This window comes from Vibrio harveyi (assembly GCF_030060435.1).
Classification (GTDB): domain Bacteria; phylum Pseudomonadota; class Gammaproteobacteria; order Enterobacterales; family Vibrionaceae; genus Vibrio; species Vibrio harveyi.
On record NZ_CP125875.1, the window covers coordinates 1,574,548 to 1,590,585 of the forward strand.

15 protein-coding genes are annotated in these 16,038 nt (G+C 44.9%); 6 read left to right on the top strand and 9 right to left on the bottom strand.

Going from position 1 to position 16,038, the window contains the following annotated elements; all coding sequences use genetic code 11:
• Nucleotides 1-41: 41 nt before the first annotated feature.
• Complete coding sequence (locus QMY49_RS07710; RefSeq protein WP_255211851.1) at nucleotides 42-167, bottom strand: hypothetical protein; 126 nt, start codon at nucleotides 165-167, stop codon at nucleotides 42-44.
• 341 nt (nucleotides 168-508) lie between these two features.
• On the opposite strand from QMY49_RS07710, the gene QMY49_RS07715 reads away from it, so the two are divergent.
• The gene (locus QMY49_RS07715) at nucleotides 509-1,936 is read left to right on the top strand and encodes an APC family permease (RefSeq protein ID WP_005451870.1); all 1,428 of its coding nucleotides are present in this window, start codon (nucleotides 509-511) and stop codon (nucleotides 1,934-1,936) included.
• Nucleotides 1,937-2,031: 95 nt separating this feature from the next.
• Here the strand turns inward: QMY49_RS07715 and QMY49_RS07720 are convergent, their stop codons facing one another.
• From QMY49_RS07720 to QMY49_RS07730, 3 genes are all read right to left on the bottom strand, one after another.
• Complete coding sequence (locus QMY49_RS07720) at nucleotides 2,032-2,364, bottom strand: DMT family transporter (protein ID WP_005451868.1); 333 nt, start codon at nucleotides 2,362-2,364, stop codon at nucleotides 2,032-2,034.
• 153 nt (nucleotides 2,365-2,517) lie between these two features.
• Nucleotides 2,518-3,198 carry a hypothetical protein gene (locus tag QMY49_RS07725; protein ID WP_226982052.1) on the bottom strand — a complete coding sequence of 227 codons (681 nt, stop codon included), beginning with the start codon at nucleotides 3,196-3,198 and terminating at the stop codon, nucleotides 2,518-2,520.
• Nucleotides 3,199-3,503: 305 nt separating this feature from the next.
• Nucleotides 3,504-3,905, bottom strand: coding sequence for a DUF6559 family protein (locus tag QMY49_RS07730; RefSeq protein ID WP_005451865.1), 402 nt, complete (start codon nucleotides 3,903-3,905; stop codon nucleotides 3,504-3,506).
• Between the two features lie 577 nt (nucleotides 3,906-4,482).
• Here QMY49_RS07730 and metA point away from each other — a divergent pair.
• The 4 genes from metA (at nucleotide 4,483) to QMY49_RS07750 (ending at nucleotide 8,575) form a co-directional block, all read left to right on the top strand.
• A complete protein-coding gene (gene metA, locus QMY49_RS07735; protein ID WP_005451864.1) occupies nucleotides 4,483-5,424 on the top strand; it encodes a homoserine O-acetyltransferase MetA in 942 nt (313 codons plus the stop codon).
• A gap of 148 nt (nucleotides 5,425-5,572) precedes the next feature.
• The gene (gene pilW, locus QMY49_RS07740) at nucleotides 5,573-6,301 is read left to right on the top strand and encodes a type IV pilus biogenesis/stability protein PilW (protein WP_009698053.1); all 729 of its coding nucleotides are present in this window, start codon (nucleotides 5,573-5,575) and stop codon (nucleotides 6,299-6,301) included.
• A 305-nt stretch (nucleotides 6,302-6,606) separates the two neighbouring features.
• On the top strand, nucleotides 6,607-8,184 hold the full coding sequence (locus QMY49_RS07745) for a S41 family peptidase (RefSeq protein WP_009698054.1): 1,578 nt from the start codon (nucleotides 6,607-6,609) through the stop codon (nucleotides 8,182-8,184).
• Nucleotides 8,168-8,575: a hypothetical protein gene (locus QMY49_RS07750; protein ID WP_005451861.1), complete on the top strand. Its 408-nt coding sequence runs from the start codon at nucleotides 8,168-8,170 to the stop codon at nucleotides 8,573-8,575. Before QMY49_RS07745 ends, QMY49_RS07750 begins: the two co-directional genes overlap by 17 nt.
• A 91-nt stretch (nucleotides 8,576-8,666) precedes the next feature.
• Here QMY49_RS07750 and QMY49_RS07755 read toward each other — a convergent pair whose 3' ends face one another.
• The 3 genes from QMY49_RS07755 to hrpA form a co-directional block, all read right to left on the bottom strand.
• Nucleotides 8,667-9,182 (bottom strand): outer membrane beta-barrel protein, encoded by a 516-nt coding sequence (locus QMY49_RS07755; protein WP_009698056.1) that lies wholly within the window; start codon nucleotides 9,180-9,182, stop codon nucleotides 8,667-8,669.
• Nucleotides 9,183-9,377: 195 nt separating this feature from the next.
• Nucleotides 9,378-9,857 (bottom strand): outer membrane beta-barrel protein, encoded by a 480-nt coding sequence (locus tag QMY49_RS07760; protein ID WP_005451857.1) that lies wholly within the window; start codon nucleotides 9,855-9,857, stop codon nucleotides 9,378-9,380.
• A gap of 213 nt (nucleotides 9,858-10,070) precedes the next feature.
• Nucleotides 10,071-14,108 (bottom strand): ATP-dependent RNA helicase HrpA, encoded by a 4,038-nt coding sequence (hrpA, locus tag QMY49_RS07765; protein WP_283313872.1) that lies wholly within the window; start codon nucleotides 14,106-14,108, stop codon nucleotides 10,071-10,073.
• A 175-nt stretch (nucleotides 14,109-14,283) separates the two neighbouring features.
• Between hrpA and QMY49_RS07770 the strand changes: the two genes are divergently transcribed.
• Nucleotides 14,284-14,868, top strand: a complete 585-nt coding sequence (locus tag QMY49_RS07770) for an FMN-dependent NADH-azoreductase (RefSeq protein WP_283313875.1) — start codon at nucleotides 14,284-14,286, stop codon at nucleotides 14,866-14,868.
• Nucleotides 14,869-14,923: 55 nt separating this feature from the next.
• On the opposite strand, the gene QMY49_RS07775 is transcribed toward QMY49_RS07770, so the two are convergent.
• Both QMY49_RS07775 and QMY49_RS07780 read right to left on the bottom strand, forming a co-directional pair.
• Nucleotides 14,924-15,421 (bottom strand): 4Fe-4S binding protein, encoded by a 498-nt coding sequence (locus QMY49_RS07775; protein WP_283313878.1) that lies wholly within the window; start codon nucleotides 15,419-15,421, stop codon nucleotides 14,924-14,926.
• Entirely contained in the window at nucleotides 15,408-16,019 is a 612-nt protein-coding gene (locus tag QMY49_RS07780) for a TorD/DmsD family molecular chaperone (RefSeq protein WP_140280177.1), read from the bottom strand. Before QMY49_RS07780 ends, QMY49_RS07775 begins: the two co-directional genes overlap by 14 nt.
• Nucleotides 16,020-16,038 lie beyond the last annotated feature (19 nt).

The window sequence follows — 16,038 nt, forward strand, 5'->3', positions numbered from 1 at the left end:
CACGACTTGGTTCAACAACGTATGTTCGGTGTCTTTTTATGTTAGCCAAATACCGCAGCCAACAATAAGATCACAACAAACAGTGCTGCGACTAAACCTAATAAATACGATAGTTTTCCGGTGCCACCTTTTGGTGCTTGATTACAACATCCCATCATTTTCTCCATCTTCTACAACTTGTTGGTCGTATCCAATCTAGACCTTCCCCCAAGGTGAGAGTCAAACATTGGCAAAAATCCGCTAAATTTCCATATTTTCGGTAATAAATAATTCGCTATAAACACATTTATTAATATGCATTTTTTAACTCAATTTTGTGTTTTTTGACCAGAGCAAACGATTAAATTGATTACGATTAAGCCACTGAGATTTCGGTTCATTTTTGGGTAAATACATACCATTTTTGGCTATATACCCACAGATTCTTGCAGCCCTACAATACGCCGGTCTTACTTGTAGCACGCGGGTTCGCATCCAGAACTCGTGGCTCAATCATTAAAGGTATCGAATGAGCAATATCGCCAAATCCGCCGTCAAACTCAGTGTCTTTTCTGTCATCATGATTACGGTTACGTCCGTCGACAGTATAAGGAACATTCCGGGTGCCGCCTTATTTGGTAGTCACGCCATCTCTTTCTTTCTATTGGCTGGTCTTTGCTTCTTCGTTCCAACCGCATTAGTTTGTGCAGAATTGAGTACCACTTATCCGCAACAAGGCGGTGTGTATTTATGGGGTAAAGAGACGTTAGGTCCAAACTTTGGTTTTGCGACCGTGTGGTATCAGTATGCCGAGAACATTGTGTACTACCCACCGCTCATTTCATTCATCGTCGCGACTGGTGCGTACCCTTTCTTCCCTGAACTGGCACAAAACAACATCTTTATGTTGATCATGATTAACGTGATTTTCTGGGCTCTGACCTTGGTCAACATCTTTGGTTTGCGTTTGTCTTCGCTCATCACCAATGTGTTTGGCACTTTGGGGCTTATCTTCCCTATCCTACTGATCATCGGCTTGGGCGGTTACTGGGCTTATACCAACCCTAGTGAATCGCATATCTCCCTTCGTCATGCGTCTGACTGGCTACCGGATTTCTCGCAAGATGGTATTGGTGCAGGCTTTACAGCAGTTGTGCTTTCTCTAACAGGACTTGAGATAACTACGTCTTACGCGAGTGAAGTCGACAATCCGCAAAAGACTTACCCTAAGGCGCTGATTGCTTCAACTGTGTTGATTTTAGTCTCTTTGACTGCATGTTCACTTTCCATCTCTTCCGTAGTATCGAGCGATCATTCCAGCTTGAGCGAGGGCGTAATTCTGGCATTCAAAGCGTTCTTTGATGATTTGAACATGTCATTCATGCTGCCAGTTATCGCACTTGCCATTGTGTTTGGCAGCTTAGCGAGCCTAAACAACTGGATCATTGCACCAACCAAGAGCCTACACGTCGCCGCAAAAGACCACTTCATGCCACTGACGCTATCAAAAGAAAATAAGAACCAAGCGCCGGTTCCACTTCTTTTGCTACAAGGTGCGATTGTGAGTGTGCTTTCTTTGGTGTTTATCTTGGTACCAAACGTGAACCAAGGCATGTGGCTATTGAATATTCTAATGACTCAGCTCTACATGGTGATGTACATCTGTATCTTCGTAAGCTTCTTGGTATCACGCCGTAAACATGCAGATATTGAACGTCCATTCCGCGTGCCTGGCGGCAAGTTCGGTATGATGTTAGTCGCAACACTTGGCTTGGTCAGTTGCTTAGTAACTATCTTCGTTTCATTCGATGTACCAGCAGGCATTAGTGCTCAAACTGGTGCTTACGCTTTGATTCTTGGCTTTATCGCCTTCAGCTTGCCAGCAATTGCAGCGGTGATGTACCGCAACCGTAAGCGTCGCCAACAAGGTCAATTGATTGAAGCGATGGCGAATTAATCTGATCAATGTTTCTTTAGATAGCAAAAAAGTGTTTCTTCAGATAACAAAAAGCCGCGAATCATTCGCGGCTTTTTTATTGATAAACTTTTGGATTAGTGACCGACCGTCTTAGACAGCAAGTTCACAATCATTACGCCAGTAAGAATAAAACCAATACCGACGATAGCTGCAAGATCGAGCTTTTGTCCGTATAGGAAGTAGCCAACCGCAGCAACAAGAACAATCCCTGCCCCACTCCAAATTGCGTACACAAGACCAACAGGCATACTTTTCACAGTGACAGACAATAGAAAGAAAGCGATGCCATAACCGATAATAACCACGGTACTTGGCATCAACTTGGTAAACTGTTCAGTTTTAGGAATAGAAGAAGTTGCAATCACCTCACACACGATAGCAATAGACAACGCAACCAATGGAGGCATAGAAACAAGCATTTTGAACATAAGGCAATCAACGCTCAATTAACCTGAACTCGATGACATATCGAATTTCTGAGCGGCGCATTATAATCAAAATCCGTCAGCGCGCTATAAAAAGTGATGCAACTCACATTTACGCAGGTGTAATAATCACACTCAAAAGTCAGAATCTTCCAAATTGATGACGCAACCAGGTGCATCTTTTCGTGCTGTGATCAAAGCGTCTGGGTCTGCATAAACGATATTATTCAGTCCAAGCTTTTGCATATCATCAATATGGTACATCCACGCCGCATCGTCGATATCACACCCTGCTTTGTGTAATTTCTCGCGTTTATTCATATGACCAAACATGGTGATCTTAGGGTTAACATCAACCAAGGCAAAAAACGCGTCCTCATGTTGACGCCATAAGCTGAGCGACTGTTGCCATTGCTCAAGCTCTTTCTGGTCAAAGCCGTCGACATCCCATTCATCTTGCATGGCACCGCCAAACCAAAGTACATCAGAATCTTTCATCACTAAGGTGCTCGGTGCTGCGGTTAATACATAATTCGCACAGGCAGACGCACATGTACCATTGACGATCAAATGGACTTGGTTGGTATAAACCCAGCGTCCAAGTTCCATAGCAGGACGATATTCACCAGAGTCACTGTCAATCATCATGGCAACCACACCATTTGGTTGAACATTTGCTAACTCAATAGCCTCTGTTACTTTCTCTGCTGTAATCTCACCGTTAAAGTAAAGAGTTCGTCCTTCCATATAAATCTCATTAGACAAACTGCATCCCGCTAATCCCGCGAGTGTGAGTGCGCTAAGCCACCTTTGCATATCCCTCTCCATGATCTTTGTTCCAAAACTGAAAGCCAACTTCAGATTAGTATTGGACAAGATGAATATAAGCGAGAGAGAAACTGGCACATTTTTGACCAACGTCAAAATATGCACACAGACACGCATGAAAAACTAAAAATACGCTAGCTAAAAAGGAGACTAAGGGCTTTTGACGGTACCTTCTAACGAACTTGAGTGAGCGTAACACTCGGAACTGTGTGCCCGCTCATCGAAATACCACTATTAGATCTGCTCTAAATGGTGAGGAAAGCCTGCAAGGAAATGAATTTGAAATGATCGCACTAATAACCGCCATCAACACTATCGACGACATTGGCTTCATTACCAACATTGGCTTGACCGCTACTTAAGTGATGTTGTTGAGCAAGCTCAAAGTAAATATGCATATCAATAGGTTCTGGTGTATTCAACAACATTTTACCGACTTCGCGTTGGAAGTGCCCATAATTACCGAGCTCTTGCGTTAAGCCCAACTGCTCGTAACTCGCGAGACTAGTAAACATCCCATACGCATATTGATAGCGCGTCATATCTCGATGTTTCTCGTGACCTAGCTCTAATAGCGCCTTATCAACTTCATCTGGTGAGTAGCTGTTCTTATCCCCAAACTCTCTAAGTAAAACATTAGGAACTTGATGTGCGATGCTCTGAATGGTCTCTTTTCTCTTAAAAATACCGAACATGATATCCTCCGCTGACGATGATTATCCAAACTGTGTACATAAGCACGAGTTGGTGAACCCTTTCGTGTTTTTAGTATTAGGGTTCAAAAATTATACTAACTCGATCTCATAATTGCCTTCAAACTCTACGCTCTGTGTTTCACAAAAATGTATTCAGAAATCTTGCAGCAATCACAGTTGGTAGTTTGTGTTTTCTTATCGACATGACCTGACAGCACTAAGCTAAATTTCATCGGCAGTCATGGAACATAGCGTGTCTTATTATTCGCCATTAGATGTATCAAGATGAGTTATCGATTTCTTGTCGTCGCTCAGATGTATACCCAAGTAATCTCTAAATGCTAGGTTCCGAGAGAATGACTTGGTTTGTAGACGCGGCGGCGATTTAAAGGTCTAGTGGGTCTAAGTCAAGAATCGGCAACGAGTCACTTGGGTTTACAACGCAAGCTTCTGCTGAGATTGAGCCATATGAAAAGAAATCCCGTTCAAAGTCACATTTCATGTCGACATCCGCAAGCAATTACGTTAGCTTTAGAAGTATAGACGTCTAAAAAGTTAAGCTTAGGGAGAGAAAGCCGTGCCAATTAGAATTCCAGATCAATTACCCGCTAGTGATGTATTAAGGACAGAAAACATCTTTGTGATGAGCGAGAGTCGAGCGGCGAGTCAGGAAATCCGCCCATTGCGAGTGCTTATTCTCAATTTGATGCCAAAAAAGATTGAGACCGAAACGCAGTTTCTTCGCCTACTTTCCAATAGCCCTTTGCAAGTTAATGTTGAGCTACTTCGAATCGACAATCGTCCAAGCAAGAATACACCGACTGAACACCTTGATACCTTCTACCGCCAGTTTGAGATGGTAAAAGGTAAAAACTTCGATGGTCTTATCATCACGGGAGCGCCGCTAGGCTTGGTTCAGTTCGAGGACGTCATCTATTGGGACCACTTGAAAACCATTATGGAGTGGGCAAAAGACCACGTCACTTCGACTCTTTACGTGTGTTGGGCAGCGCAAGCTGGTTTGAAGCTTCTCTACAACTTGCCAAAGAAAACACGTAAAGAAAAACTGTCCGGTGTATATCACCATAACATTCACCACCAGTACCATCCTCTTTTACGAGGCTTCGATGATACATTTTTAGCGCCGCACTCTCGCTATGCAGATTTTTCACCGGAGTTTTTAGAAGAGCACACTGATCTTGATATTCTCGCGACATCTGATGTTGCTGGCGTTTATCTGGCAACAACCAAAGACAAACGTAATGTCTTTGTGACCGGTCATCCTGAATACGATTCCCATACTCTTCATAACGAGTACATTCGCGATCTGGGTGAAGGCATGGAACCTGCAATTCCAATCAATTACTACCCAAATAACAATCCAGATAATCCGCCATGCGCGAGTTGGCGTAGTCATGGTCACTTACTATTCTCTAACTGGCTTAACTACTGCGTTTACCAACAAACGCCTTATGATCTGGACCACTTCAGTGAAGATGCATTTACGAAAGACGATTAAGTCGCTGAATTAGAATGTGAACTAAGCCGCCAACTGGCGGCTTTTTTGTATCAGTTTGCTAACCTGATCGCATAGTAATTTTTCCTCATTAGGCTTTTGCACTGTAATTCATATCATGCTCTGTGGAACAGGGACGCAGGAAAAATAAATGAAAATCGTAAAGCTTGGTGCAGCAGTTCTCGTCATACAGATGGGATTGATGGGATGTGTGACCGTAAATGAAGACGGTAAAAGCCCTGTCGTTAAAGCAGATCCTGTCGCTATGGCTGAATCACGTATCGCTTTAGGTCTAGGTTACCTTGAAAGCGGAAGTATGATTCGTGCTCACGATAACCTTCAACAAGCTTTAACCCATGCACCTAGCTATTACCGTGCACAACTCTCGATGGCGCATTATTACGAAACTGTCGGAGAAGATGTCAAAGCGGAACAAATGTACAAACGCTCATTACGCCAAAACGCGAAGAACGGAAACGTACTCAATAACTACGGCACATTCCTTTGTAAACAAGGGGAGTACAAACAAGCCGACAAAATGTTTAATCGTGCAATTGAGCAGCCTTATTACTACCTTATCCCTGCAAGTTATGAGAACGCCGGTTTTTGTGCGCTTAAGTCAGACGATGTAGAAAAGGCGAAATACTATTTCACTCGCGCAATCGATCATGACCCTCACCGTCCTAAGTCTATTCTTCAACTGGCTAAACTTGAAATCGATAGTGGCAACTACACCGATGCGCGAATTCGCTTAATGCGCTTTAACCAAATGTACGGTGTTAAAAAGCCTTCCCTTCGCCTCATGGTAGAACTCGAACGTGCAGCAGGAAACGAAGCGTTAGAAAAGAAATATCAGTACCAATTGGACAGAATGTCTTGATGGGTAGTGAACTCTATACTTCGCCCTGAGTCATTCATCCACCCTCCTCTCAGAATAACGATCTCCCTTTCATTCAGCAGCTTCTGTATCACACAGAAGCTCGTTGATTTTCCAACATAAACGAGTGTGATCGTCCCCACATTGCGATGATTCCCATTTGCGGTATGCAACCAGTTATTTATACATTCAAGCCTCAGTAAAAGGAAATTATATACAAGGTCAATGTTTATATCCAAGCGACCTCAAGATCCTTGGCTCAACGCGAATGACTTATGTATACAATTAACACAGATGTAAGGGAAACCATGTTTAAGTATAAAAACACAGCAGTATTGGCAGCTCTCCCTATTTTACTGTTACAGGGTTGTGGCGGTGGTGGAGACGGCACGACAACTGCCAGCAGCGCGGCTTGGACAGCAGGCGATTTTTCTCAATCAGCAAGTAGCTATGCCAATCAATGTAATAACGTAAGGACGGGGATTGATCCATACACAGGCAAAGCGTACCCGGACCAAGCTGGCTCAAGCATGTACGAAAAAATGTTCTTACGCGCTTTCAGCCACGAGACCTATCTATGGTATGACGAAATTCCAGATAATAATCCAAGCAACTATGCGTCTGTTTCCGATTACTTTAAGTCGCTAGTAACGCCAGCAAGAACCGCAACGGGTCAAAAGAAAGACCGTTTTCACTACATTCGTTCTTATGATGCTTTCATGAAATCTCAACAATCTGGTTTAGTGTCTGGGTTTGGCTTTAATTGGAAGTTTATTCAAGGGACAGAGCCACGAGATATTCGAATTGCCTACACCGAAGACAACTCTCCTGCCGCTCTTAAAGGTGTCGAGCGCGGCGACAAACTGATTAAGATTGATCACGTCGACGTGGTTAATTCACCACTTCAAACCGACGTTGATTACATCAACAACACCCTATTCTCTCCAAATAACAATCAAGACTACACCTTTACGTTTCTTGATAAGAACGGTGCTGTGAAAGTTGTCACCATCAAAGCGCAAGATGTAGCAACGTCTCCGGTTAAAAACGTTAAAGTATTCAACTACGGAGATAAGACGGTTGGCTATATGCAGTTCAACGCATTCGAAGCAACAGCTCAACAACCATTAATAAATGCGTTTAATCGCCTGTCTTCGTCGAATGTCGACGAAGTCGTGATGGATTTACGTTACAACGGCGGCGGTTTGATTTGGCAGTCGGCACAAGTCGGTTACATGCTATCGGGGGCGAATCAGAATCAAGTCTTTGGGCAATTGGTTTACAACGACAAAATCACAAAGTCAGGTCAAGGCGGTAAAGTTTACAATTTCGTTGATAAAGAAATTAACTGGGCGACAGGCAGATTAACAAGCAAATCTTTGCCGACATTAAGCGCCAAACGTGTTTATGTCCTAACCACCGACAACACAGCGTCTTCAAGCGAGCTTCTGATCAACGCACTTCGTGGTATCGATGTCGACGTAATTCAAATCGGAACAACGACCACTGGTAAACCTTACGGGTTTTCGCCTGAAGCAAACTGTGGCAGCGTTTACTACACTATTCAGTTTAAATCGATCAACGCAAAAGGCTTTGGTGATTTTGCAGATGGCTTCATCCCTACGGCAAAAAATCTTGTATCGTCTAATATTGGTATAGATGACAAAGTGGAAGGCTGTGTTGTGGCAGATGACATGAATGCACCGTTAGGCGATATCTCTGAAGGTATGCTTTCTGCCGCTCTCAACTATATGACGACAGGTAACTGCCCTGCTGCGCCTTCAGTGGCTCCTGCTCCTAGAGCAATGCCAATGCTAGGTGGTACTCCACTTAATCAAGGGATTGATCCACTTCGACAAGAGGCTATTCATGTCAACATTAACTAAAACAATGACCTTGCTTACCGGAGCGGGTATGAGTGTGATGCTATTGGGTTGCTCATCATCAAGTAACAACGATGATATGGTGAACGCATTGAGCATCAAGACTTCTGGTGACACAGTAACAGAGATTCAGCGCGCAATAACTACGATTCAAGGCAATCAAGTTCCACCCAAGATCGCGTCAAATACGTTTGAAACCAACTCTCATCTTTTGATCGTATCTGGACAATTAATGGATGAGCAAGGTGTGTCATTGAACGGAGCTGAAACCGAGTTGCCTGATCAATATACGTTGCAACTACGAGGTGAAGATTGCGGAGTGTATTACGAGAAGAGCGATAAGTTTATTCCTCTGACCAACATACAGTGTCGACCAAATCCGATTCAGGACTAAGTAAAAAGCACGCTGTTACCTCATGTACGTACCAGCGTGCTTTTTTCGTTCTAAGCCTTCAAATACGTTGAAGCACTTCCCACTGTTTCGCTTATAAGAAATGGAAAGTCACGTTACCCGTGATACTACTTACGGTGTCACTGTCACCATTGATATCAACACCGAAAGCTTGATAGCTCGCCCCAACAGAGATGTTATCTAACAAGAAGTACTCTGCGCCGACACCATACATGTAAGACACACCATCGTCTTTATCTAGGTTGCTTAAGTTGCCATTGTATTCAACGTTAAAGGCGTTGATGCCACCTTTCGCGTAAACGTGCAGAGGACCAAAGTCGATACTTGGTTTTGCCGCAAGATAGAAGGATGAGAGATCCACATCACCACGGCTACCCGCTAAATTTAAATCTACCTTGCCATGGTTGAAGTAACCCACTTCGAGACCAATGAGCGGCAAGATGCCAGTACCCACATGTACGCCATAAGTCGTATCGTTTTCGCTGTCGATATCAGACTGACCGATTTGACCACCAGCATAAATCCAAGAGTCAGCAAACGCGGAAGATGAGCATAGCGCCAAAGCCAATAACGAGAGTTTTGTTTTCATAGTTATACCTTTCCTGTTCGATTCCAGAACGGAACATCACGTGATGCATAGTCAGGTAATTACTATATGCGAAAGATTGATGGTTTTAAGGTCAAGAAACGAATAATTTTTGTTCAATGTCTATTTGTGTGATTTACAGACAAAAAAACACCGGCATATTGCCGGTGTTTATCAAACCTTCGAAAGACTCGCCGATTATAGGAAGTGCAGTGTCGCGTTTAGAGAGAACGTACCGATGTCGTCTTTGCCCGCTGTGTAGTTCATGTAGCTTGCGCCAACAGACATAGGACCGAAAATGAAGTATTCCGCACCTACACCGTACATTAGATCTAGATCATCGTCATCTTTGCCGCCAGATACTTTCTTATCCCACTGGTGAATACCGCCTTTCGCGTAAACGTGCAGAGGACCGAAGTCGATGCTTGGTTTAAGCGCTGCATAGTATGAAGTCAGCTTAGTTTCTTGACCTGCAATCTTGAATTCACCGTGCTGAGTAATACCTGCTTCGATACCGATAATTGGCAGGATACCTGTACCTACGTGCACAGAGTAAGACGTGTCTGTTTCACCTTTGAAGTCAGACTGACCTACAGAAGCACCACCATAAATCCATGAATCTGCCATTGCTGCAGAAGAAGCACTTAGAAGTGCCACTGCCAATAGAGTTTTCTTCATCATCAACCTTTACTCTTTATTATTACCCACTTCTGCGTCACGCAGAGGTTGGTACTGCAAACATAAGGGAGGCGAACCATTGCCTCCCTTATGACTTAAAAACACTTGTGGGAAAATATTTGCAATTACTGTACCAATCGCGTCTATCACTGGACAAACCATTGATTAGTCATTAAACCCCACAAGAAAAACTGCCGCTATTGTACTGATCGATCAGCAAGCATCAATCGCATTTTTGACTCGTTTATCAGAAACCGGATACGGCGTGCCCAATTGTTGAGCAAAGAAGCTCACTCGAAGCTCTTCGATCATCCAACGGATCTCTTTCACGTTCTCTGGAATCACCATACCTTTCGGAATTTTGTTGAGCAGCTCTTTGTAGTCGCTCGTAACGGATTCCACTTTCAGCATGTGCAAACGGTCTTTGTTTGGATCGATCGGCAGCTTCTCCATACGACGCTCAATCGCACGCATGTAACGCAGAATATCTGGCAGGCGTTTCCAGCCACACTCTGTCGCGAAGCCTTTGAAGATCAATCCTTCGATTTGTGCTTTGATGTCCGATAATGCGAACGCCATGGTGAAATCGATCTTGCCTTTCAACTTCTTATTGATATTGAAAGCGGTCGTCAGGATGGTTTCCACTTGCTGTGCAATGTCCACCACCGTATCACCAAGCTCAGCACGAACGTGTTCTTTCAGTGCGTCAAACTTCTCTGGCTCCCAAACCAAACCGCCCTGCTCTTCGATAAGCTTATCGACACCACACGCGATACAGTCATCAATCAGATCCAACACTTTACCGTAAGGGTTAAAGTACAGACCCAGCTTCGACTTATTCGGTAAGTTAGAGTGCAGGTATTTAATTGGCGACGGCACGTTCAACAAGATCAGACGACGCTGACCCGCTTGCATTGCCGTGACCTGTTCGTATTCGGTCTCGTACAGTTTGATTTCAACACTGTCTTTGGCATCCACAATCGCTGGGTACGCCTTAACGTCGTAACCACCGCGTTTTTGTTGGTATACCTTAGGCAGTTCGCCAAAGCTCCACGTATGCAGACCTTCTTGCTCGATGTCGTCATCCGCAACTTTTGAAAGGGTTTCTTGAACTTTGTCTTTCAAACTCTCTTTCAATTCGTGAAGGTCTTTGTTTTCCTTCAACTTGCGATTTCTATGGTCAACCGCGCGGAAAGTCACCTTCAAGTGCTCCGGAATTTGATCCATATTCCAATCTTCGCGCAGAACTTCTACACCCGTCATTCGACGTAGCTCTTTCTCTAATGAGTCCAGTAGCGGCGCTTCCATCGGTGTTGCACGAGCTAAGAAAGCATCGGCGTAGTTTGGCGCAGGAACAAAGTTCTTACGCACTGTCTTCGGCAACGATTTAATCAAACTCACTACAAGCTCATGGCGTAAACCTGGGATCTGCCAGTCAAAACCCGCAGGCTCGACTTGGTTCAAGATCGGCAGCGGCAAGTGTACCGTCACACCGTCACTGTCATCACCCGGCTCAAACTGGTAGCTCAGCTTAAGTTTCAGGTTGTTTTGATGCCAGAAGTTCGGGTAATCCAAATCGGTAACGTGGCTTGCATCGCCCTTGAACAGCATCTCTTTCTCGAAGTTCAGCAGTTCTTTGTTGTCTTTCGATGCTTTCTTCCACCATGTATCGAAGTGTTTGCCAGAGACCACTTCAGTGCCAACGCGTTGGTCGTAGAAATCAAACAGTTCATCGTCATCCACCAAGATGTCACGGCGACGAGATTTGTGTTCAAGCTCTTCCACTTCTTGAAGAAGCTTACGGTTTTGCTTGAAGAACGCGTGCTTGGTTTCCCACTCACCTTCCACCAGCGCACTACGAATGAACAGCTCACGACTGACGGTTGGATCGATACTGCCGAAGTTCACCAAACGCTTCGGTACAATTGGCACGCCGTAAAGCATCACTTTCTCGTGTGCCATGACTGCTGCACGTTTCTTCGACCAATGCGGCTCGCTGTAGCTGCGCTTAATCAAGTGCTTCGCTAATGGTTCAATCCACTCAGGCTGAATCTTAGCAATGATGCGACCCCAAAGTTTTGAGGTTTCCACCAACTCAGCAGACATGATCCACTTAGGCTGTTTCTTGAATAGACCTGATGCAGGGAAGATATGGAACCGAGCGTTACGCGCGCCTTGGTATTCATTCTTCTCTTGATCTTTCATACCGATGTGTGACAACAAACCGACCAAGATTGAGCTGTGTACGCCATGGTAAGACGCAGGCTCATCGTTCAGTTTGAATTCCATTTCACGCATCGACTGGTGAATTTGGAAGTACACATCTTGCCACTCACGCACGCGCAAGTAGTTCAAGTAATCTTGTTTACATTGCTTGCGGAACTGGTTACCCGTCAGCGCTTTTTGCTGCTTCTGGATGTAGTTCCACAGGTTCACAAACGTCAGAAAATCTGAGTCTTCATGGAAGAAACGTTTGTGTTTGTCATCTGATGATTGCTGCTTGTCACTTGGACGCTCACGCGGGTCTTGAATCGACAGTGCCGCCGCGATGATCATCACTTCTTTCAATGCGCCTTGCTTTGGTGATTCCAAAACCATACGTGCTAGACGTGGGTCGATAGGAAGGCGTGCAAGTTGACGACCAATGCTAGTTAGGCGTTTCTTCGATTCTTTCGCATCAGAGTTGATTGCACCTAACTCTTCTAGAAGGCGAACACCGTCTTGAATGTTACGTTTGTCAGGCGCTTCTACAAATGGGAAGGCTTGAATATCGCCCAAACCAAGTGCGGTCATCTGCAAGATAACCGACGCTAGGTTAGTACGCAGGATCTCAGGATCGGTAAACTCCGGACGTGACTCAAAATCTTCCTCTGAGTACAGACGGATACAGATACCCTCTTCCACACGACCACAACGACCTTTACGTTGGTTCGCACTCGCCTGAGAAACTGGCTCGATTGGAAGACGCTGAACCTTAGTACGGTAACTGTATCGGCTGATACGCGCCGTACCTGGGTCGATAACGTACTTGATGCCCGGAACCGTCAACGAGGTTTCTGCTACGTTGGTTGCCAGTACAATGCGGCGACCAGCATGAGGTTGGAAAATCTTGTTCTGTTCACCCGCCGACAAACGCGCGTAAAGCGGCACAATCTCCGTGCTCTTTAGATTGCGTTTAAGCAGTGCATCAGCGGTATCACGGATTTCACGCTCACCGTTCATGAAGATCAGGATGTCACCTAAGCCTTCATCGCACAGTTCGTCTACCGCTTCGAAGATACCTTCAAGTTGGTCACGATCATTATCGTCATCACCACTTAGTGGGCGGTAACGCGTTTCTACTGGGTAAGTACGACCTGACACCTCAATGATTGGCGCGTTGTTGAAGTGTTTTGAAAAACGCTCAGGGTCGATGGTTGCCGACGTGATGATCACTTTCAGATCAGGACGACGTGGTAGCAACTCTTTCAAGTAACCCAAGATGAAATCGATGTTCAGGCTGCGCTCGTGCGCTTCATCGATAATGATAGTGTCGTATTGGTTCAAGAAACGGTCATGCTGAATTTCAGCCAGCAAGATACCGTCCGTCATCAATTTGATTTGGGTATTTTCAGAGATCTGATCGTTGAATCGAACCTTGTAACCAACAAACTCACCAAGCTTGGTTTCCATCTCTTCAGCAATACGGTTTGCAACCGAACGCGCCGCAAGACGACGAGGCTGAGTATGACCAATCAGACCGAACTTACCACGACCAAGCTCAGCACAGATTTTTGGTAGCTGAGTGGTTTTACCTGAACCGGTTTCACCCGCAACGATAACCACTTGGTTCTCTTCAATCGCTTTCGCAATGTCGTCGCGTTTTTGGCTGACAGGCAGGATTTCAGGGTATTCAATCGTTGGTTTGTAGCTACTGCGTTGCTCCACAACCATCATGGATTTGGCGATGTCTAATGCGATTTCATCAAACACAGCGTTACGCGCTGCGTCTTTTTTGATTTTGCTTGCACCAGAGATTCGTTTACTCAAGCGGAAGCGGTCACGCATCATGCACTGGTTAAGCGCCTTGCGCAATGACGCCGCGTTGTTTACTTGAGCCTGAGGCGCAGCATTCTGAGAAGCTTGTGCTTGAGATGCATTAGCCTGCTTCGCTTTGGCATTTTGCGCACCATTTGACGGTGTCGCTTGCTCTTCAGCGGGATTCTTTTTTGAGGGCTGTGACGAAGTCAAAGCGTTTCCTATTCTTTTCATTACATAAAACTGCGCGGATTGTAGCACATAAGGGCTAGAACAAGATAACGGAAAGCAGCTTCAAGCAATCATTCAATTTTTTCGAACAACTTAAGCGAATCCATCGGGTTTTGAGTCGATGGGCATTGACTATAATGCATCACATAGCCGAAAGCACTTATTAAAGGAAATCCATATGTCTCGTGTACTAGCTCTTAAATCAAGCATCCTTGGCGATTACTCTCAATCAAACAAACTGGTTGAAGACTTCATCAAAAATGTAGACCAAGATAAGCTAACTGTTCGTGACTTAGCTGCAAATCCACTGCCAGTTTTAGACTTTTCAGTTGCGATAGCACTTCGTGCAACAGAAGATCTTTCACAAGAGCAGCAAGCAGTGGTTAACCTATCTGATACCTTGATTGAAGAAATTAAAGCAGCAGATACTTTGGTTATCGCAGCACCAATGTACAACTTCACGATTCCAACCCAGCTTAAAAACTGGATTGATTTGATTGCTCGTGCAGGCGTGACATTCAAATACACAGAAAATGGCGTTCAAGGTCTGATTGAAGGTAAGAAAGCAATCGTAGTCACCACACGTGGCGGTCTTCATAAAGACTCACCAACCGACAGCATGACACCATACCTGCGCACAGTATTAGGCTTTGTTGGTATCACGGATGTGGAGTTTGTCTACGCAGAAGCGCTAAACATGGGCGAAGACGCAGCAGCGAAAGGCATTTCAGACGCGCAAAGCCAATTGGCAACCTTGGTGTAAGATTAAATAGAATTGAATACAAACAAAAAGGGATTGGTTCGCGCCAATCCCTTTTTTATCGTTTTAAGTCAAAGCTGATCATGCTGTTGTAGCAGCTTTGCGCGCATTGTCCGCAACCTTTGCACTTGGCGGCGTCAATTTTAGGTTTGACATCATCTTGCCATTGCAAAGCATCATATTGGCAACTGTCCTCGCAACTGCCGCAATAACCGTATAAGTTTTCGCAGCTGTTCGAGATAGTTGCTATCAAGCCTGTAGACTCTGTTTGGTTTGAAAGTGCTAATGTAGGGCACGCCGACTTACACGCGCCGCATAAATCACATGCCGAGTAACTGATGTCTAACGCGGCAACGCCATCAACCATTTCTATGATTTGGCTCGGACATGCAGAAGCGCATTTTCCGCATCCATCACATAGCCTTGTGAACATCGACTCTTCCACCGCATACGGCGGTCTCGCTTTAACACGAGGCTCTTGAGCTTGCTCTACTGGCGCGCGACGAAATGAAAACAGGCGTCGCTTGCTTAGATCAACCGATTCAGACTGGCGCATCCGAGTAATCTCTCTTTACTAGCACAACGACTTGGTATTGCTCACTCAAGGATTGAAGCAATTCTTCAGTAAGGTTCGACAGTTTTGAGTAAGGCGCAAGAGTCACTGCTTTTTTGAAGCGCTTGTTGAAAAAGCCAAACCATGTCATCAAGTGCTCGCGCAACATTTCAGCCGCCAGTTTTTGTTGATCAGTTTCAATCAACATGCCTAACACCATCAGCATCAAGCCGATCTGGTCTTCTGGCTCACGTTGGTCAGATTCCAAAGCAAAACCACAACGCTGCAAGAAGTAACGATATTCAATGGTTGATTCACCAAACAACACCGCTTCTTTATCCAGATAAGCCGACCCCCAAGGTGGCGCTGGCATCTCACCAATACCCGCAAACATGCGATCGTGCTCCATTTGCAGTGCCTCTTCGCTCTCGCTCTGAAAGCTACGCAGCATGTCATTGAGCGCTTCGATTGGCGTATCAGTATTGCTCAACAACGTATCGAGATTTGCCGCTGGGTAATCTTTTGGTTGGTAGTAAAACAGTGCACCAAACAGCTTAAGAACGATGCTGGTATCTTGTGGTTCAAGTTGAGAAATTTGCATGAAGTACCTTTGATGACTG